Source organism: Colwellia sp. 12G3 (assembly GCF_002836775.1).
GTDB lineage: Bacteria > Pseudomonadota > Gammaproteobacteria > Enterobacterales > Alteromonadaceae > Colwellia.
On sequence record NZ_PJAQ01000054.1, the window covers coordinates 131,635 to 151,099 of the forward strand.

Sequence of the window (19,465 nt, forward strand, 5' to 3'; positions counted from 1 at the left end):
TCAGACGCGGCAGGAGCTTTTTCTCATTCTGGACTAATAGTATGAGGAATAGTTATTTTAAAGGTTTTTCCTTGAGCCTGGGCTGTTATTAGCTCTATATTGCCCTTTAATTTTTGGGTGACTAGGTTGTAGACAATATGCGCTCCTAAACCTGAACCCCCTTGCCCTCTTTTCGTGGTATAAAACGGTTCAAATAGCTGCGCTTTTGTTTCTTCATTTAGCTTGCAACCATTATCGCCATAATACAGTTCAATACTTTGAGCTAAACGCTTAACTTCAATGGTTATTTCGCTACTGTCATCAGAACTTTCATCAAATGCATGTACTAAGCTATTGATAATAAGGTTATTTGTTATTTGTGCTATGGCACCGGGATATGAAGTGATTAATACATCTTTAGCGCAAGTAAGCTTGATAGTCACTTGAGCTTGCCTTGCTTTAGGTTGCAGTGACCTAATAATATCTTCTAAATAATCGTGTACATTAAGTGTGCGAGCATCATCAACAACACTATCAACGGCTATCAGTTTAAAGCCTTCAATCAATTCTACCGCGCGAGTAATATTTCTAAGCGAGAGGTCAAAACCTAAATCGAGTTCATCAGTAAACTTGGTTAATTGTTTGGCACTTAATGTCTTGTTTTTCATTGCATCAACAATGTTGATACACCTTTCTTTCATAAAACTGATTGATGTGAGGACTATGCCGATCGGGGTATTAACTTCATGGGCAACCCCCGCGACTAACCCGCCTAGCGAGGCCATTTTTTCGTTTTCTAGCAGTTGTACTTGCGTGAACTTTAATTCTTCAAGTGTTTGATTAAGTTCAGCATTGCTTTGGCTTAATGCTTGTGTTCTTTCTGTGACTCTCTCTTCTAAATCTTCATTAAGGGAGTTCGCTATTTGCTCTGCTTTTAAACGCTGTACTATTTCATTTTCTAATTTTTCTATGGTCTCTAGCTGTTGGTTAGCATGGCTCTCTAGCAGTTCACGTTTTTGCTGATGAAAATTAACTTGTTCAAATAGTTCTTTTGGAGAGAGTTGTAATTGAGCAAAAAAGTGAGAAAAATAGCTAGCGAGGTGTTGTTCTTCTTCTGCATTTATTAAGTTAATGTGTTTAAAGGCTTTATAAGCAGAGGCCATACCAATGGCACCAGCTAAACTATTTAACGCTGCATTTTTTAGAGAGGATAATTCAACTATCGTGATGTTTTCCTTGTTTAGAATTTCTGCTTTTTCGAGTGATTGTTGTACTTTTATTTCCACTAACGCTTTAGGCATATATTGCATAAAAACAAGTTTGACCAAGTGTTTTTTACTGAGCACATTAATATTGGCGGGTGTACCATCAGAAAAATGGTCTTGAAGATGGATATTTTTTATATCAACAAATTGGTGTGCAATGGTTTGTTCTTCCTCAGACATTTTAGTGAATAAAGAAACGCCAACATAACAAAGAATATTGGCAAGTAAACTCCATATAAGACCGTTGGTTAAGGGCGATATCTCTTGTATGGCAAAAAGTTGCTCTGGATTAAACCAATAAAAAAAACCATTGTCTTGAGATAATATAGGCCAATTTAACCAGCCGGAGCGAATTAAAGAGGGTAACAAGGAGCAGTAAAACCAAAAACAAGCTCCAACGGTAAGTCCGCTCATTGCGCCGGCTAAGTTAGCCCTGCGCCAAATGAGTCCGCCAATAAGTATCGGTGCAAATTGAGCCGTGGCGACAAAGCTTATAGTGCCAATATTAACTATCAGCTGTGAGTCACCAATAACGCGATAATAGAGTAGAGCTAAAAAGAGTACTACCAATACCATTAACCAACGCAAGGGTAATATTTGACGTTTTAAAACAGACAACTTAGGTGTCTGCATGATAATGGGCATTAAAATATGATTGGTTAACATGGTTGATAATGTCATCGCACTGATCATTATCATACCAGTTGCCGCAGCAAAACCACCAAGAAAGCTAATGAGGGCAATGAAAGGTGCATGGTTAGCTAAGGGCAGGGTTAACAATAATAAGTTGGTTGATTCTAATGACTCGGGCGTAAGTAAGCCTGCAAGTGCTACCGGAAAAGTAAAGACATTGATCAGTAATAAATAGAGCGGAAAAAGCCACTTAGCACGATCTAAAAACTTAGCATCGCTACACTCTACAATACCCACATGAAATTGTCTGGGTAAGGTAATAATACCTAATGCGCCAATTAACATGAAGCTGAGCCACTGCTGGGTAGAGATAGTCAGTACATTAGCATTAAACTCAGACTCTTTAGCGACTTGTTCGAATATACTGAAGATGCCAGGGTTTATCACATAACAAATCCACAAAGTACCAATGAGCATAGCAACCAACTTTAGGATGCTCTCACCAGCAAGCGCCACCATCATACCGGGATGTCTTTCCGTAGGGTCGATATGACGGACACCAAAAATGATAGTAAAAAAAGCCATCATCAAAACAATAAGCACATCAAAGTAGTCGATAAATATTTGAGCTTGCGGAGAGTCCACTGTAAGTAATTGAAAACTATCGATAACTGATTTTAATTGAATGGTTAAATAAGGGGTGATACCAATTAAACACAAGACACTGATCAACGCAGCTAATGCTTGAGAACGTTGATAACGTACTGAGATGAAATCAGCAATACTGGTTGAGTGAAATTCATTTTTGAGCTGCACCATTTTTTTTAATAATGGCGTCATAAAAATGAAAGTTATGGTGGTACCTAAATATAAAGCAACTGGGAATAAACCTGATTTGGTTGAGACAGCGATATTGCCAAAAAAAGTCCAGGAAGTGCAAAAAACAGCCAGGCTTAAGGCGTAAGTGTTGGCAGAGTTACGAATTTTTTTGGCGTGTTTATTGTTGGATTGACCCCATTGAGCCAATAAAAAAAGAGAAACAATATAGAGAGCAAGTAAGCTGAGTAATTGTGCAAATGAAATCACAGACGATTATTTCTTAACGTATCATCTGTCTGTTTGAATTGCGCATTATTACCTTTAGTTTTAGAGGAGGGTATAGCCGATAACAAAATGACAGCAAACCAGCTGATAAAAATGAATAACCAGTTTGTTAACAAAGACACTTCATCAACAAGAATCAAGGGCACGATAAAGGTAATAAAAATCAGTACCGCGAGAAAGCTGCGTTTAGCGATATCATGAGACATTTTATTAACCGGTTACGGAAAAGTGTTGATTCATTATAGGTATAAAAAGATTTATTTATCAATAGCTAATCTAGAATCGACAAGCTTATATTTTCGCATAAAAAAAGGGAAGCAAATGCTTCCCTATAAAATAACCTCAAAAGAGGTTAACTAACGCAAGTTGTAATACTAAACAGTATTGTTTTCTCTGTGCTTTGTTGGCTCAGACGATAAAACTATAATACGAATTTAGTCGAAAATTGTACGTAAGTAGAGTCAGGGTCACTTATAGGATTTTTGTTTGCATCTAACAAGCTGTCAGCACTAAACTGGCCTATTTCAATACCAAACGATAACTGCTTAGTTACGTTAGTGAATAAGTTTACGCCAACGTGAGTACGATCTCTGTCGGTAAGATCTGTCGTGGTATTACCAAAGAATACTGAGCTGCGAAGTTTTTCAGTCCAGAAATGACGATAAGCAACCATCACTGAAGTCGTTTCTTCAACATCCATTTTACCCTCATTATTCATTGCTACATCAGTTGCTGCGGCAACACCGACATAACGACCGGTATTGCCACCGTGTACTTGGAAACGAACATCATCTTTACCAAAAGTATTAATACGACCAGCAACACCAAAACCCACAGCCGATTCAGAGCCATCAACAGTTTGTAATTGACGTGCTAGACCCGAAACAGAAACATTACCCCAGTCGCCTTTAAAGGTATATTTACCAATAAAGTCTGGAATAGAGTCCTCGCCATGAACACCGCCATAGGTTTCAGGGTTTTCAATGGAAAGTTGTAAACCACCATTGGTATATCGGACCTGACCTTGACGGATAAAGGCAGAGGCTACTAACGGGCCACCAAAATCAGCGGATTCTGCCAGTGAACTGGTATTTTGGAAGGTAGTCCACGTTTGACCCACTAAGATATCTTTATATTGAACAAAAGCGTGACGTAAACGTGGTTTAGAAGAGTTAGAAATGATTTCATTTCCTCCTCCTGAGGTACCTTCACCGTAAAAATCTATTTCAATAAAACCGGTGACGTCACCATGAACATATTTAGTGTTAAAACGGGTTTCATTGGCCGAAATACCAAAGTTGGAAATGTCACTGTCTAGCGCAGTAGCGCTACCAATAAAGTAATTGTTTGCGGCAATATTACCACTCATATAACGCGCATCAACTTTAACGTAACCACCAAAAGTTAGGCTGTCACCGTCATCTAAATTAATAGTGTAACCGGCATTAGCGGCACCCGTAACGGCTAATAAAGTGGTTGCGAGTACTAATTTTTTAACTTTAAATAATGAATTATTGAACATGGTATTCCCCATTTTGTTTTATTTGTTTTTACGTGACTTATTGTTATGTGATTGATTCAAGCTTTTAATCTTTTATGAGGTCTTAAATGCCTCTTATTATTTTAGTTTTAATTTGTCTAGTTGTTACTTTTTGTGATTGAATAATAAGTTAGAGTGTAAAGTGAACAAAAGGAATTAGACCTAAGTCTACATTGCTACAAAAACAGGGTAGACTTTAGTCGATTTTTAGCTGTTTAGACAATTAATTGGCTTTAAAGCCAACTCTAAAACCGCCCCAGTGCTTCCCCTGAACAAATATTGGCGCAGACACATCATGCATAATTTCACCGGTATCACGCTTATAAGTTTGTAAAAGAAATTTGTCAGTATGCTTGCCACAACGAATGCCTGTTGGGTCATTAAATAGTCGCTTAGTACGATTATTGATAACATCAACTTCGGCATTACCCGTTAGAGGTTTAGAGAAACACTTGTTATGCGTTGGGAAGTAGCCATTGATATCAACTGCACCGGCATAAATCATCTGAGGAAATTGTACTAATAAGGGCTCTTGAATTTTAGGTAAGTGTTGGTCGGTAAATGTATCAAAAGAGGTGCTGTATTTTTTTGGTTCACTACACCCTAATTGTTGGTAATTAAAGTTGAATAACTTCTGCTGAGCGATAATGTTTTTCTCGATACTTTGTTCAAATAATTGACTGACTTGGCTGGCGGCAAGTTGTGCCTGTTGACACATATTCGCAATGAGAGAATTACTTTCAAAAGACGAAATATGAACGAAAATTGATTCGGTACTATTGGACAGAGATTGCGCTTGAATTGATGCGGCTTGAGTCTCGCTACTTTTACTCAATAAAAAATCATGTAAACGAACTACCGAAGATGAAATCTCTTCTGCGGCAAAATCTTGCTCTTTCAATGCATGGCTGATCTGATCACTAGCTGCAGAGGAGTCAGTCATCAGTTGGTCAATTTCAGCAAAACCGTGTGACAAAGCTGTCATTGTGGTGACTACGCTATTCGTTTGTTCCACAATTTGAGACATGACCTTTGTTGTTTCACTGGTTTCATCACTGGTTTTTTTCAGCATCTCACCTATTTGTGCCGTAGCGTCGGCTGTTTTCCCCGCAAGAGCTCGTACTTCATCAGCGACAACCGCAAAACCACGACCTTGCTCCCCCGCACGTGCGGCTTCAATGGCGGCATTAAGCGCAAGTAAATTAGTTTGTGAGGAAATGCCATCGATAACATCAGTAATACTTTGAATCGCCTGAGATTTTTGTTGAAGTGAGTGTATTTTATCTGCGGCATTATTTACTGATTGGCTAAGCTGATTAACAATATTGATATTGTCAGCTAGTTGGCTTGAACTCGCGTTACTTGCTGTCATAGCATGGCTGGCCTGTTGAGAAGCAAGCACGGCATTGTCGTTGATTTGTTTACTGTTGGCTGACATTTGTTCTGCTGCAGTCGCTAGGCGATCAACATCATCACTCGATTTGTTTATTGCACCACTTAGCTGCGTTAAGAAAAAGCTAATTTCGGCGGAATTAATCGCAAGTTCACTTGCTTTACTATCAATTTCACCGCCAATTATGCCTAGTTCAACTTTGCTAGGGGTTTGCTTAGCTAAAGTTTCAGCACGTTTTTGGCTTTGTTTAAGCATCATCTTGGACAAAACTACCAGCGAAACGCTGCTAAAAATAAAGATACAGGCTGCAGTAATGAGTGCTGAAGTAATATAGAAATGGCTAAAATAAGCGAACAAGGTTATTAAAGTCGATAGTAATACTATGGTAGGAAAGCGGTTTTTATGCATTTTATTCTCACTAACAGCTTAGCGCACGAAGCACCGTAAAGTATGGTTAAATAAGTTCCTTATACTTGTTAACTTCCCTGCCAACTTTTTAGAAAGTATAGAAATAACTAATGACGAGGCTAACACTAAAAACAATGGTGCGGGCATTAGACTTTAGTGTTGAATGGCTTAAATTTAATGGAAATATCATCGGGAAAAGTAACAAAAAAGCCTAGGGAAAAGCAGTTGATTTTTGCTTTAACCGCTAGGCTCTTTGTTGTTATTTTACCTTAGTAGGCTGATTAAAAAGCCACTTGCATGGCAAGGCGATAACTTCTGCTATCACCCACGGTTACGTTAGATATGCCGCCACCAGCAAGGTAGTCGGTATCAAATAAGTTCTGCACATTAAAGCGTAAGTTAATATCAGTATTACTTACGTTTATTTTATAGGTAGCACCCACATCAATACGGGTATAAGCCTCTTTAACAATCGTATTATCAGTATCAGCAAAGCGCTCGCCTTCATAAAAAGCGCCAGCATTAATGGCAAGGTTTTCGGTGATTTCATAACGAGACCAAATGGATGCTGACCACTCTGGAGCATCAACAGGTGTTTTACCGGTGTACTGTTCATCATTTTCATAAACTGCATCAAGATTCATAACTGATGTCATAACAAAAAGTTTATCGGTAACCGCGCCTTGCGCTGCCATTTCAAAGCCTTTGTGACGTTGCTCGCCTACTTGTGAAGTTCGGTAGCTATCGTCTTCATAATACTCGGTCACTAACACGCCGGATTTGGTAATATCGAATATGGCTGATGTCAGTAATAAGCGATCATCGAATAGTTGCCATTTTGCCCCTAGCTCATATTGCTCAGAGGTCATGGCATCGATTTCCATGCCGTAGTTTAAATCGTCATCATCATTAATGGTTTCACTGCGTTGAGGTTCAAAACCTTCGCTATAACTGGCATAGAAAGTAGTGCTATCACTTGGATGGTAAAGCAAACCCGCTTTAGGCAGTAATGATTCATTATCAGCACCTTCTTTGCTTTGTTGATCATATCGACCACCAATCATCACTTGCCACGCTTGGTTAATCGTTATTAAATCTTGGATATAAATACCGTAATAGTCGTATTCGCTATTAGAAGTGCTATCGGGGGCGGAATAGTCAATATCAGGGCGAGGGGGCTCAGTTTGACCCGCAGCATAGGTAAACGATTTCTCTCCAGCCTTATATTTCACTTGGTCGTAAGAATAATCAAGATAGTTAGCACCGATCAGCAAGTTATGCTCAACACCAGCCAGCTCAAATTCACCAGTAAAATCAATGAAGCCAGTAGTAAACTGCCAATCATCATAACGATCATAAGGTTTTGAGGTATAGCTATCACCTTCAACAAAGCCACTAGGTTTTTTCGGCGCTGACTCAAAACGTTGACGCTCGAACGTTTGCTCGTTATAGCCCACTTTTACTTGCCATGAATCATTTAATATATAATTAACATCAACACCGTAATTTTCTACTGTGATGTCGGTAAATGCCCATGACATATCACGAATCGTTTTATCATCACCAATAACCTTGCCTGCATCATCAAGCCAAGCACCGGTGTCTAAGCCCGCTTTATCGTTGGTTCTATCGTAGTGAACGCTAACCAGTAAATCGTCATTCACATCGTAATCAACCACAAGTGCGCCAAGGAAACGTTCACGCTTTCTTTGCTCGCCATTTTGATATTCACGCAGATAGGTCACATCTTGTTTTACTAAATTTGCGCGGTATCGCAGCGATTCATCGTCAGTAAGTGCGCCACCTGCATCTAACGTTAAGCGAGATGAGCCTTCTTGGTCAAAATCCACGCCTAGGGTAAAAATACTGTTAGCCGTTGGTTTTTTGGTAACCATATTAACTAAGCCACCAGGACCCGATTGGCCGTATAGTATGCTTGATGGGCCTTTGATTACCTCAATGCTTTCAAGTGTTTCAATCGGTTGTTGGTAATGAGACCAATGCTGATGACCATCGCGTAAGTAACCATTTGATGAGCTTAATTCAAAGCCACGTAAGTTAAATACTTCACGGTTACGTTGTTTTGAACCAGCGGTTAAGCTGGCGTCATTTACCAGTACTTCACCTAAGGTCGTGGCGAGTTGTTCGTTAATTACTGTATCAGGAATAACGGTGACTGATTGTGCTGTTTCTAATAATGAAATATCACCACGCATGGCACCATTAGCATTATCAACCTTATACCCATGAAAATAACTGCCTTTAACTTCAATGACTTCCAGTGCATTGTTTTTTTGAGAACTGTCTGGGGTACTAACGGCTGAATTATCAGGTGTATTAGCAAAAACTGCCGTAGAGGAAAGCACCGCACTGACGGCTAAAAAGAGTGGAGAAAACTTCATAAATAACTAAAACCTTAATTAATATAAGCGTAAAAAAGTGTGCAATAAAATTATGGTGCGAATTCTAATGACAATCATTATCATTTGCAACGGGTATTTTGTTTTTATTTGAGTTATCTTTCTGGCGTTTGATTTAACGCACATTTATCTTGTTTTTAAGGCAATAAAAAAGGCCAGCAAAGCTGACCTTTTGGGGGATATTTTAACTAAAGCGACTGCTCTTTATAGCTTATCAGCGTCTTTTTTTGCTGTTAAGTTAGCTGCATGGGGTAAATCATGAGCAGGCATTGGCTTGTTATCATGTTTTAGATAGTTATCCATCCAACGCATTAAACGTAAGCTGTAATCATACTTAGCTGCAGCACGTTTATTTCCATGACCTTCGCCTGGATAATAAACTAAACGAACTGTTTTACCATGTACCTTCATGTAACGGTACATTTCCATCGATTGTGCAGGATGTACGCGAGGATCGGCTTTACCATGCATGATAAGTAACGGCGTTTGTGATTGCTCTACCCAATAAATAGGGCTACGTTCTAGATACCATTGCCATTTGTCCCACGGATACGAACGCGCATGCACTAAATTCATTTCGTTAGAAATATCGGTAGTACCAAATTTTGATAACTGGTTAGAAATACCAACAAACATAACACTGGCGGCAAAATGCTTAGTTAACTTAGTTGCGCCCCAAGCGGAAGCATAACCACCGTATGAACCACCGGTAATACCGACTTTTTTCTCATTGACTAAACCAATGTTAACGAGGTGATTTTTAAGGTCAACCAAGTCATCAAATTCTTTACCCGCATAATCGTTTTGACCCAATTTAGAATAGTCTACGCCCTTACCTGTGCTACCACGGTAGTTTGGATGAAACACAGCATAACCTTGTGCAGCGGCTAATTGGCCAGGACGAGAGTAAGCGGTTATCCAACCATCTTTATCGTGGCTTTCTGGACCGCCGTGAACAGACATGATTAATGGGTAACGTTGACCTTTTTTGTAATCAAGTGGATAAACTAAAACACCACCAATCTCAACACCGTCACGGGCTTTAATGGTAATGCTTTCTTGTTTCGCAAGCGCTATATCGTTTAACCAAGTATTTGAGTCAGTTAAACGAATTTCTTTTTTACCGCGCAACAGAAATACTTCGTTTGGATGCTGTGCTGTATTCGCTTTAACAACAACCGTTTTGTCTGAATTAGAGATACTCAGGTTACCCGCGATAAATTTACCACCGGCAACAACCGTTTTGTATTCATTAGAGCCAGGTTTAATTTTGGCAATAACAGACTGGGTGCCTATATTGGCAATAAAAAATAATTCATTGCGCTTATTAGACCATTCAAAGTCACTAACGTGACCTTTAAAGTTTGGTAACCAGTTATCTACTTTACCTGAGCTAACATTAGCAATAAATAAACGACCTGTGGCAGGATCATGTTTGTTTTGTGCACCGTGTAGTGCAACATATTGGCCATCGTATGAAAATTCAGCGGCACCTAATTTACCTTCAGTTGCAAAAGAAGTCTTAACGGTTTTTTTCGCGATATCAAAAATATGCCATTGTGACTTCATGTACTTGTCATCAATGAGTGCAGTTGGTTGAGTTTTTACTAACAAGTCTTTACCCGTTGGTGAAAAATGCACATCAGAAACATAACCTTTAATTTTCCATGCTTCTGGAGTGATTGCCTTATCAGATTGGGTAAGGTCAGTGACGTATAAAAGTTGATTAGTTAACTCTTCTTCAAAAACTTCTGCTTTAAAGCCTAAATCTGTCAGCTTTTTAACGGATTTTTCTTTTGCTTTCTTCGCTAAAATGGCGATTTTTTTGTTATCAGCGCTAAGTGAGTAGTTACTAATGCTGGTATCTTTTAACACAAGGGCTTTTTGCGCTTGACCACCGTTTGCTGGAATTTGATAAAGCGTAGTGAATTTGTCATCGTTCATTTTTGCTAAGAAATATATCAGTGAGCCATCAGCAGACCACTGAATATTGCTAACATTTACTTTACCGGTAATATAAGGACGCTCTTCACCTTTATCATTAACAAGATAGAGTTCACCCCAGTTAGTACCATCTTTTTCAACATAAATTTCACGAGGCACTGAGCGCGTGTAAGCAATGTGCTCACCACTTGGACTTACTTGTGCTTGACTTACTGATTGCAGGGTCGCAAGGTTTTCAGCGGTAATAATTTTACTTGCTTGCTCTGCCGATGCGACTGAACAAGTAAGCAAACCTAAGCTGATCGCTAAGGCCTGTTTTAACGCGTTTATTTTTGGTTTCATATCTAGTCCTAGAGGTCTATTTGAAAAAGAAAGGAATAAAGAGCACTCCTGAGTTTATGTTTTTTTGAGCGTTAAACCAATGGTAATTGTATAAAATTCGATGAAAAGAGTGATAATCGAGATTAAATAGAGATTACCTAGGTATCTGCAGACCACTCTAGGGCTTAGATCAAGGTGTTAGTTTAGGTAGTGGTTAAATAATTTAATAGAAAGGTATAACTAGCAAAGATTATTCAATACAAAAAAACCTGCATTTTATCTAGCAGAGATAAAAGTGCAGGCTTTTTAGGTTTTAGCTGTGACGATTTTAATGAATATTCTTAACTATTTAAATCGAGCTGCTAAGTAATCAAATACTGCACGAATACCGAATGCTTCACCACCTAATGGTCGACCTGATAAATGACGCACATTAAAGGCCATTACATCAAAATGAACCCAATCTGTTTTTTCAACAAAACGTTGTAAGTATAATGCTGCAGAAATAGCGGCACCAAATGGCTGAGTAGGGCAGTTGGTCATATCGGCGATAGTGCTGTCGAACAAGTTATCATAAGGCTTATGCAATGGCATACGCCATACCGGATCACTATTGCGAAGACCTGCAGTGGTAATATCAGTGGCAACTTGATCATTATTTGAGAAGAAACCAGGTAATTCAGTACCTAAGGCGACACGCATAGCACCTGTTAACGTAGCAAAATCTATGATTAGTTCAGGTTCATCGTTTTCAGCTTCTGCTAAGGCATCACATAAAACTAAGCGACCTTCAGCATCGGTATTGTGAATTTCAACCGTCAGACCTTTACGGGTAGTAACCACATCACCAGGGCGAAGCGCATTGCTTGAGACTGCGTTTTCAACGGCAGGAATTAAAACACGTAAATTAATAGGTAAGTTATGCGCCATAATTAATTGGGCTAAACCTAAAACATGCGCCGCACCGCCCATATCTTTTTTCATGTTACGCATGCCAGCAGCCGGTTTCATATCTAAACCACCACTATCAAAACAAACGCCCTTACCGACTAAAGTAACTTGTGGGTTCTTACTATCACCCCATGTTATATCAACTAAACGAGGCGTATGAACACTGGCGCGACCAACGGCATGAATGGTTGGATAATTATGAACAAGCAGTTCATCACCAATAATTTGCTTAACCTCACCGTTAAATTGCTCTGCTAGCGCTAACGAAGCCTTGGCAATATCTTCCGGCATCATATCGGCAGCAGGTGTATTGATTAAGTCACGCGTTAAGGCAGTCGCTTGTGCAAATTTAATTGCACTTTCTACAGCATCAGCATTGTTAATTGCTAAGCTGGCTAATACTTTATCTGACTTGTTACTGATATATCTATCATATTGGTAAGCGCCAACTAACCAACCAAAGCTAATTGCTTCAACATGCTTAGCATCTGCATTTAATAAATATTGACCTTGGGGTAACTGCTTAATTAAGTCACCACAGGCAAAGAAATCGCTAGCATCAGCAACGACAAATACAGCTTGGTTAATCTCGCCTTGGCTATTTGGGATAAGGGCTAAACCGTTACCTGAAAACTGCGTATTGGATAGCCACGTTTGAGCTTGCTTATCTTGGCTTACAAGCCAAGTTGGATAAGTGTTTTTTTCAATGATTATTAGTGGTGTACCGGTATTTTCTGCGTTCAATAAATTATTCATAAATTTCCTTATGGGGCGTCTGTGGTGATTGTAACTTAAGTGAGATAAAGAGGAAAACCAGTAGCGAACATATTGGTATTAGTAACATAAAAGCAAAGTTAAACCTAACGTTGCTAAAATTAATTCTTTAGTGACAAACGATGTCAATAAAATTTACACATGAAAAGCTACAGATGTAAACAAAAAGTAAATAAGTAGTGAAAACAGGGTGTTGAGTGTTTGGCTCGTTCTTTGCTTATAGGTTGGCAGGTCAAATTATTATTTATTAAAAGGATTAAAAATGAAAAAATTTATTTTGGCAATTGCTTGTACCATGTTGATGGGAACTGCTCATGCAACACCACTTTATTCACTATCTTCGGACAGTGGTTATAGCAATGGTAACTGGTCGTTTGGAGAGATCTTTACTGTCGGTTCACAAGATTTAACTGTTACAGCACTTGGCGCATACGATAATAACCTAGATGGCTTTATAACAACTGGTGGTATTCAAGTTGGTTTGTATTTAGAAAGTGACGGTAGCTTATTGACGTCAACGTCAGTGCAAAGTTCTGATACTATTGAAGGTCAATTCCGTTTTTCTGATATTGCCGATTTTACCCTATTAAGCGGTGCACAATATCGTCTTGTTGCGGCAAGTGGTTCTGATTTATACAATACTTCAACGGGCACGGCGACATTTGATCCAAGTGTTTCATATGATGGTTATGAGTATTGTAGTGGCAACATGCAGTTTTGCAACAATGGTTATACAGGTCTTGAGCGTACTTGGATGGCAAATATGCAATTCAATATCTCTTCTGACTCTACATCTGTTCCAGAGCCAATGAGTCTAGGTTTGTTAGCACTCGGTTTGGCTGGTATTCGTCTATCAAGAAAAGCAAAAAAATAATAAACTTGAATAATGGGGTGAGATAACTCTTATTATTGAAGAATAATTAATTTTAAAAGCGACTAACGGTTTATCCTTAGTCGCTTTTTTTATTCACAAGGCCGCAACCGGGTGAATAATTGTTGTAATAAAAGACTTAACTAACCTGAACTCTGGATTATGAGTGCTTGATATTAATTTAAGAACAACAACTTACGGTTGTTAAGGGAGAAGTTTACAAAATTAAGTAGCAATAAACTATACCAATGCTTCAATTTATTCGATTATCAAGGCAAAACGTTTATTAATAATGAGTTATTTATCAACGTTTTAATGCTGGTAATCGGATAAAGGGGAATATTGAGCAAGTGCTGCTTATCCAGAGTTCAGGTTAACTATAACAGCACATCTTTTAACGTGGTTTCGCCGTTTTTATTGGCTTTGCTCATTTGTGCCATAAATAATTCAGCGGTAGCAATTGCATCGTTTAGTGCATTATGAGCATGGTGTTCAGGCAGTTCAAACTTGCGTCGTAAATTGGTTAGGCGTAATTCTGACGGGTCGTAGGCAACATCGCGTTTATCTAAACGGCGCTTAGCAAGTGCTAGTGTGTCTATCATCGGAAAAGTGGGCGCCATGCCATAAAGTTCAAGACAAGCTTCCGTCAAAAATTGTTTTTCAATACGGGCAAAATGTACCAGCATTACTTTGCCTGCTAAGGCTTTTAGTAGCGTTTCAACCACTATCTCTAATGCTTGTCCTTGTTCTTTTTGGCTGTCGGTAATGTGGTGAATAATGACATTACTTTCTTCAAGCTGCGCTTTGGTTTTGATAATTTGGTGGTAGCTCGTTTTAAGTGACATATGTTGTTTTTTAAGCGTGATAAAACCAACGCTAAGTAGCTTATCTTGTTTGGCATCAAGGCCCGTTGTTTCAAAATCAACAGCTAATATTTCTACCTTATCAAGGGGGGTGTCAATACTAGGTAAAGGCACCGATAAAAAATCACGTAATGCGCCTGCAGGAGCCTTTTTTAATAGCTGTTTACGTTTGGCTTCATAACCAAGCAGCCAGCCAAATGTCGATGAATTTGCTAAGGTTGTACTGGTCATTAGTAACTCGATTGCCTAGCGTCTTGTAAGCTTTTAATAACCTTGAAGGCGTCTTTAAGATGCTCTCGCTCTAATTTAGAAATCTCTTTAGGTGATAGGTAGTTATCAGGACTTTCTCCTCGCACTAACTCTTTCGCTTGGTGATCAACTCTGAGCATACCTAAAAACTCATAGGCATCAATTAAGTTATCTGCCGCTTCTCTCGATAGTGAAGGTGTGCCTGCCGCTTGTTGAATACGTTCTATGGTATTTACCGCGCTAATACCTTCAGCAAGTGCATAAATTCGTGCTAAATCGACCACAGGGGCTATGCCATTATGTTTTAAATCCAGTGTGGCTCTGTGTTTACCACTTTGTTTTAAAACAAAATCACGGAAAAACCCCAGTGGCGGACGTAAATTCAGCGCGTTTTTAGATAAGTGCGCGATAAATAGCGTACTCTTTTGAGTTTTTATCAGCAGTTGTTTTCTTACGTCGTTAAGTAAAGAGACATCACCATAAATGGTCTCTAAATCAAAGAAGATGCTACTATTTAACAAGGCTTTCGGACTCGGTGTTTCCACCCAAGCAGAAAAATAATTATGCCAGATTCTTTGAGGTTGTCGCCACTTAGGATTGGTCGCCATAATATCGCCTGGACAATAGATAAAGCCGCATTCAGCTAAACCATCGCAGACAAAAGTGGCGAGACTTTCAAACCAAGCATCATCATAGGGCTTCATAGAATCACAGATAATAATGGCATTATCTTGATCAGAATGAGCTAACTGCTCTTGTCTCGCTTGGGAACCAGCAGCAAGCCAAGCATAAGGCACGGGGGCTTGACCATACTTGTATTCAGCCATTTCAATTAAGCGTTTGGTAAATGCCATGGTAATGGCGCTAATACTTTTACCTACATGATCGGCACTACTACCTAATTTGGCCAAACGGATCTGTAGTTTAGGGATAAACTGGCTGATTTCTTTAAGCTCAGTGAGCGAGCTAGCTTTGTGGATAATGCTCGATAAGTTAATGGCATTATGGCCTTCATTATTGATTAAATCAGTGACGGTAACCATACCAACAAGCTGACCATGTTTGGTGACAGGAAGGTGATGGATATGCTTAGCTGTCATCTTCATTAAAGCATCATAGGCGTTGCTTTTTACATCAATGCTACACATGTCGCGCGTCATAATCTCACTAATGGCGTTACTGGTCGCTAACCCCATAGCAACGCAGCGGCGACGAATATCTTTATCAGTGACAATGCCAACCGGATTATCATGCTCGATCACCACTAAACAAGAGTAACCTTCTTCATTCATTTGTATTGCAGCTTGTTGAATCGTTTTTTCAGCATTAATAGAGGCGACTGGGGTATGGTAGAAGTTACTGACTGAAGTATTCATCAAAGTGGAAGATAAAATGGCCTCTTCATTCACTCGAGTCATCTTAGTTTTCAATCGCTGTGCTGAATTTTGGCTGAAATAATCACTGATACTGGGAAAACGCTCACCGATATCATGCAATACACTGGCCTCGACACTATAGATTAAACAGTCTTCATCGGTATGCACTTGTAGCTGGTTAGCATTGGTTGTTTTACTGCTATTTAACGCTTCTGTCCCTGCGTGATAAAAGGCATCGCATAAGTCACCTTCACCCAAGCGACTAACGAGCTCACCATTAGGTGAAAGACAGCTGATAGCCCCTTTTCGTAATATGTATAATCTTGGCTCGTTAATGCCTTTAGGCGGTAAATAGTCATCCTTTCTTACATAATTGATGCTTAATTCACGAACTAAGTGCGCTAACACTTGCTTGGGCAAGCTATCGAATGGCGGGATACTATAAATAAAGCTGCTGATTTCTGAAAGTTCGGTGTCCATGCTTTTACCTCTCAGGCATTAGTGTGCAAGTTAATACCCTAATTTAGGGTTTTGTTGTCGTATAGACAAGCCTTATTCCCTAAACCTAGACTAAAGTTTGATATAGATTATCAATCACTGTTTATAACAATTAATGTTATTTATTAATGAAGCATGACCCCCGTTTTCCCCGCCTTATTAGCGCAGCTTTAATTAGACTAATTACTCAGGTTTTATCGGTGTTACCGGCTTTTTTGGTAATCTAGACTAAAGGCTAATATCCCGCCAAAACAAAGCTTGTTAAATTAATTAACAGTTAAAAGTTGAATATGGATTTTTGCCACTATTACCCTTTCCGGTAAGTTTTGACAGAAATCTATATTTATACCCAAGCTGCCTCGTGATTCTTGCTTCAGGACAACAGAGCGATTCATATTCAAGGCTCATTTTTTTATTAATGGTTATTCCCTTAAAAAAGAATGTAACGAAGAAGATGATTTGCTCAGTAGCCCCATTGGGCGAGTTTTAAAGGCTTATATGTTGCGTTATTAATTTTGATAAGGGAATAACCATTATCTGCAATTAATGCCTTACATATAAGCCTTTAAATTCTCGCTGAATCCAGAATATCGAGGTAACTTGGGTATTCCTTTTACTGCAATGTTCATAAATTATTACTAACTCTTTTTTAAGAAAGGCGTAATAAAGCGAAATAAAAAAATTAATCGCTAAAAAACGCTATGTCGCTAGGAGACTATTGTGGAAGAAAATAAAGAAGCATACTGGCAAGAAAATCTACGCTTGATCTTTATCTGTCTTGCAATCTGGTTTGTTGTTTCATTTGGTTTAGGTTTACTTTTGGTAGAGCCGCTAAATGAATTTCGTCTAGGTGGGTACAAACTTGGTTTTTGGTTTGCACAGCAAGGTTCAATTTATTCATTTTTAGGTTTGATCTTTTGGTATGGTGCCAAAATGAACAAGCTTGATAAAAAATATCACGCGGAGAGCTAAGAGATGGAAGAGCTAAAACTATATACTTACATCGCAGTATTTGGCACGTTCGCTTTATACTTCGCCATTGCTTGGTGGGCTCGTGCGGGTTCTACCAGTGATTTCTACGTAGCGGGCGGCGGCATTACCCCATTACAAAACGGTATGGCAATTGGTGCCGATTGGATGAGTGCCGCGTCATTCATTTCAATGGCAGGTATGATTGCCTTCATGGGTTATGGTGGCTCAGTCTTCTTGATGGGTTGGACCGGTGGTTATGTATTATTGGCAATGCTATTAGCACCTTATATGCGTAAACACGGTAAGTTCACTGTACCTGAGTTTATCTTCGATCGTTATTATTCAAAAACTGCCCGTATTGTTGCGGTAGCTTGTTTAATCATTGCCTCACTAACTTACATCATCGGTCAAATGAAAGGTGTGGGTGTTGCTTTCTCTCGCTTCTTAGAAGTTGATTACGGTTTAGGCTTAGGCATCGGCATGTTCGTTGTTTGGGTATACGCTGTACTAGGTGGTATGAAAGGTATTACTTACACGCAAATCGCTCAGTATGTGGTAATGATTTTTGCTTACACTATTCCAGCGGTATTTATCTCATTACAACTTACCGGTAACCCAATTCCACAGCTAGGTTTAGGTAGTACATTAGCTGACGGTAGCGGTGTTTACTTACTTGATAAGCTAGATATGGTTGTTACTGACTTAGGCTTTAAAGAGTACACCACAGCGAGTTTAGGTGGTGGATTGAATATGTTCGCTTATACCATGTCTCTGATGATTGGTACTGCAGGTCTTCCTCATGTAATTATGCGCTTCTTCACTGTACCTTCAGTACAAGCAGCACGTGCTTCAGCGGGTTATGCGTTAGTCTTTATTGGTCTTCTTTACACCGTTGCTCCGGCAGTTGGTGCAATGGCTCGCTTAAACTTAATGAATACTATTGAGCCGACAGCAGGTCAAAACCTTGAGTATTCAGAACGTCCACAATGGTTTAAAGATTGGGAACGAACTGGCTTATTGAAGTATGAAGATAAAAATGGCGACGGTAAAATTCAGTACACTGCTGATGCAGCAACGAATGAAATGATTAAAGTTGACCGTGACATTATGGTACTAGCAAACCCTGCTATTGCGAATTTACCAAACTGGGTTATCGCGTTAGTAGCAGCCGGTGGTTTAGCCGCGGCACTATCAACAGCAGCCGGTTTATTACTCGCGATATCGTCCTCAATTTCTCATGATTTAATGAAAGGGGTCTTAACACCAGACTTGTCAGAGAAAAATGAGTTGTTGGCAGGTCGTGTTGTAATGACCATTGCAATACTGGTATCGGGTTACCTTGGTTTAAATCCGCCTGGCTTTGCCGCAGGTACTGTTGCGCTAGCCTTTGGTTTAGCGGCATCAAGTATCTTCCCAGCATTAATGATGGGTATCTTCTCTAAGAAGATGAGTGGTACAGCAGCAATATCAGGTATGGTTGCAGGTATCGGTGTAACAATGTTATACGTGTTCCAACACAAAGGTATTATGTTTATCCCAGGTACTTCATTCCTAGGTGACATGGGTAAAGATTGGTTCTTTGGTATCTCTCCTAACGCATTTGGTTCAGTTGGCGCATTAGTTAACTTTGGTGTAGCGTTTGTAGTACTTAAGTTTACTGGTCCAGCGCCAGCACATATCCAAGCTATGGTACAAAATATGCGTATCCCTGGAGATGTTAGTGCAGCACACGATCACTAGGTCTCTATTACTAGAAAAGTGTTAGTTGAAATGGTTATTTTAACCAACACGTAAACTAAAAGGCTAGACGACCCATTTTAACAGTCGCCTAGCCTTTCTTTTTCTAGGGCAATTTGTTCTAATGCAATGAAAGATAAACCGCCCCAACATAACTTACTACTAAA

At 39.3% G+C, this 19,465-nt stretch carries 12 protein-coding genes; 3 read left to right on the plus strand and 9 right to left on the minus strand.

All coding sequences use genetic code 11. The features are described 5' to 3' along the window. Positions 1–23 precede the first annotated feature (23 nt). The 7 genes from CXF71_RS12440 to CXF71_RS12470 all read right to left on the minus strand — a co-directional run bounded on the left by CXF71_RS12440 (position 24) and on the right by CXF71_RS12470 (position 12,714). Positions 24–2,963, minus strand: a complete 2,940-nt coding sequence (locus tag CXF71_RS12440) for an ATP-binding protein (protein ID WP_101233268.1) — start codon at positions 2,961–2,963, stop codon at positions 24–26. After that, on the minus strand, positions 2,960–3,187 hold the full coding sequence (locus tag CXF71_RS12445; RefSeq protein ID WP_101233269.1) for a hypothetical protein: 228 nt from the start codon (positions 3,185–3,187) through the stop codon (positions 2,960–2,962). The genes CXF71_RS12440 and CXF71_RS12445 overlap by 4 nt, the downstream gene beginning before the upstream one ends. Before the next feature lie 215 nt (positions 3,188–3,402). Continuing rightward, complete coding sequence (locus tag CXF71_RS12450; RefSeq protein WP_101233270.1) at positions 3,403–4,503, minus strand: DcaP family trimeric outer membrane transporter; 1,101 nt, start codon at positions 4,501–4,503, stop codon at positions 3,403–3,405. 241 nt (positions 4,504–4,744) lie between these two features. Next, positions 4,745–6,322 (minus strand): methyl-accepting chemotaxis protein, encoded by a 1,578-nt coding sequence (locus CXF71_RS12455; RefSeq protein ID WP_101233271.1) that lies wholly within the window; start codon positions 6,320–6,322, stop codon positions 4,745–4,747. 281 nt (positions 6,323–6,603) lie between these two features. Continuing rightward, on the minus strand, positions 6,604–8,724 hold the full coding sequence (locus CXF71_RS12460) for a TonB-dependent siderophore receptor (protein WP_101233272.1): 2,121 nt from the start codon (positions 8,722–8,724) through the stop codon (positions 6,604–6,606). Between the two features lie 222 nt (positions 8,725–8,946). Continuing rightward, entirely contained in the window at positions 8,947–11,028 is a 2,082-nt protein-coding gene (locus CXF71_RS12465) for a S9 family peptidase (RefSeq protein ID WP_101233273.1), read from the minus strand. 324 nt (positions 11,029–11,352) lie between these two features. Then, positions 11,353–12,714: a leucyl aminopeptidase family protein gene (locus CXF71_RS12470; protein WP_101233274.1), complete on the minus strand. Its 1,362-nt coding sequence runs from the start codon at positions 12,712–12,714 to the stop codon at positions 11,353–11,355. Positions 12,715–12,994: 280 nt separating this feature from the next. On the opposite strand from CXF71_RS12470, the gene CXF71_RS12475 reads away from it, so the two are divergent. Beyond that, a complete protein-coding gene (locus CXF71_RS12475; protein WP_101233275.1) occupies positions 12,995–13,606 on the plus strand; it encodes a PEP-CTERM sorting domain-containing protein in 612 nt (203 codons plus the stop codon). A gap of 374 nt (positions 13,607–13,980) precedes the next feature. Here the strand turns inward: CXF71_RS12475 and CXF71_RS12480 are convergent, their stop codons facing one another. Both CXF71_RS12480 and CXF71_RS12485 read right to left on the minus strand, forming a co-directional pair. After that, complete coding sequence (locus CXF71_RS12480) at positions 13,981–14,697, minus strand: exonuclease domain-containing protein (RefSeq protein WP_101233276.1); 717 nt, start codon at positions 14,695–14,697, stop codon at positions 13,981–13,983. Further along, positions 14,697–16,571 carry a putative nucleotidyltransferase substrate binding domain-containing protein gene (locus CXF71_RS12485; protein ID WP_101233277.1) on the minus strand — a complete coding sequence of 625 codons (1,875 nt, stop codon included), beginning with the start codon at positions 16,569–16,571 and terminating at the stop codon, positions 14,697–14,699. Before CXF71_RS12485 ends, CXF71_RS12480 begins: the two co-directional genes overlap by 1 nt. 738 nt (positions 16,572–17,309) lie before the next feature. Here CXF71_RS12485 and CXF71_RS12490 point away from each other — a divergent pair. After that, a complete protein-coding gene (locus CXF71_RS12490) occupies positions 17,310–17,561 on the plus strand; it encodes a DUF4212 domain-containing protein (RefSeq protein ID WP_101230021.1) in 252 nt (83 codons plus the stop codon). Between the two features lie 3 nt (positions 17,562–17,564). Further along, the gene (locus tag CXF71_RS12495) at positions 17,565–19,301 is read left to right on the plus strand and encodes a sodium:solute symporter family protein (RefSeq protein ID WP_101233278.1); all 1,737 of its coding nucleotides are present in this window, start codon (positions 17,565–17,567) and stop codon (positions 19,299–19,301) included. The last annotated feature ends 164 nt before the right edge of the window (positions 19,302–19,465 follow it).

Bases quoted from the DNA above. Each gene is read 5' to 3' on its own strand.
- CXF71_RS12445 (WP_101233269.1), bottom strand. From the start codon at position 3,187: ATGTCTCATGATATCGCTAAACGCAGCTTTCTCGCGGTACTGATTTTT.
- CXF71_RS12450 (WP_101233270.1), bottom strand. From the start codon at position 4,503: ATGTTCAATAATTCATTATTTAAAGTTAAAAAATTAGTACTCGCAACC.
- CXF71_RS12455 (WP_101233271.1), bottom strand. From the start codon at position 6,322: ATGCATAAAAACCGCTTTCCTACCATAGTATTACTATCGACTTTAATA.
- CXF71_RS12460 (WP_101233272.1), bottom strand. From the start codon at position 8,724: ATGAAGTTTTCTCCACTCTTTTTAGCCGTCAGTGCGGTGCTTTCCTCT.
- CXF71_RS12465 (WP_101233273.1), bottom strand. From the start codon at position 11,028: ATGAAACCAAAAATAAACGCGTTAAAACAGGCCTTAGCGATCAGCTTA.
- CXF71_RS12470 (WP_101233274.1), bottom strand. From the start codon at position 12,714: ATGAATAATTTATTGAACGCAGAAAATACCGGTACACCACTAATAATC.
- CXF71_RS12475 (WP_101233275.1), top strand. From the start codon at position 12,995: ATGAAAAAATTTATTTTGGCAATTGCTTGTACCATGTTGATGGGAACT.
- CXF71_RS12480 (WP_101233276.1), bottom strand. From the start codon at position 14,697: ATGACCAGTACAACCTTAGCAAATTCATCGACATTTGGCTGGCTGCTT.
- CXF71_RS12485 (WP_101233277.1), bottom strand. From the start codon at position 16,571: ATGGACACCGAACTTTCAGAAATCAGCAGCTTTATTTATAGTATCCCG.
- CXF71_RS12495 (WP_101233278.1), top strand. From the start codon at position 17,565: ATGGAAGAGCTAAAACTATATACTTACATCGCAGTATTTGGCACGTTC.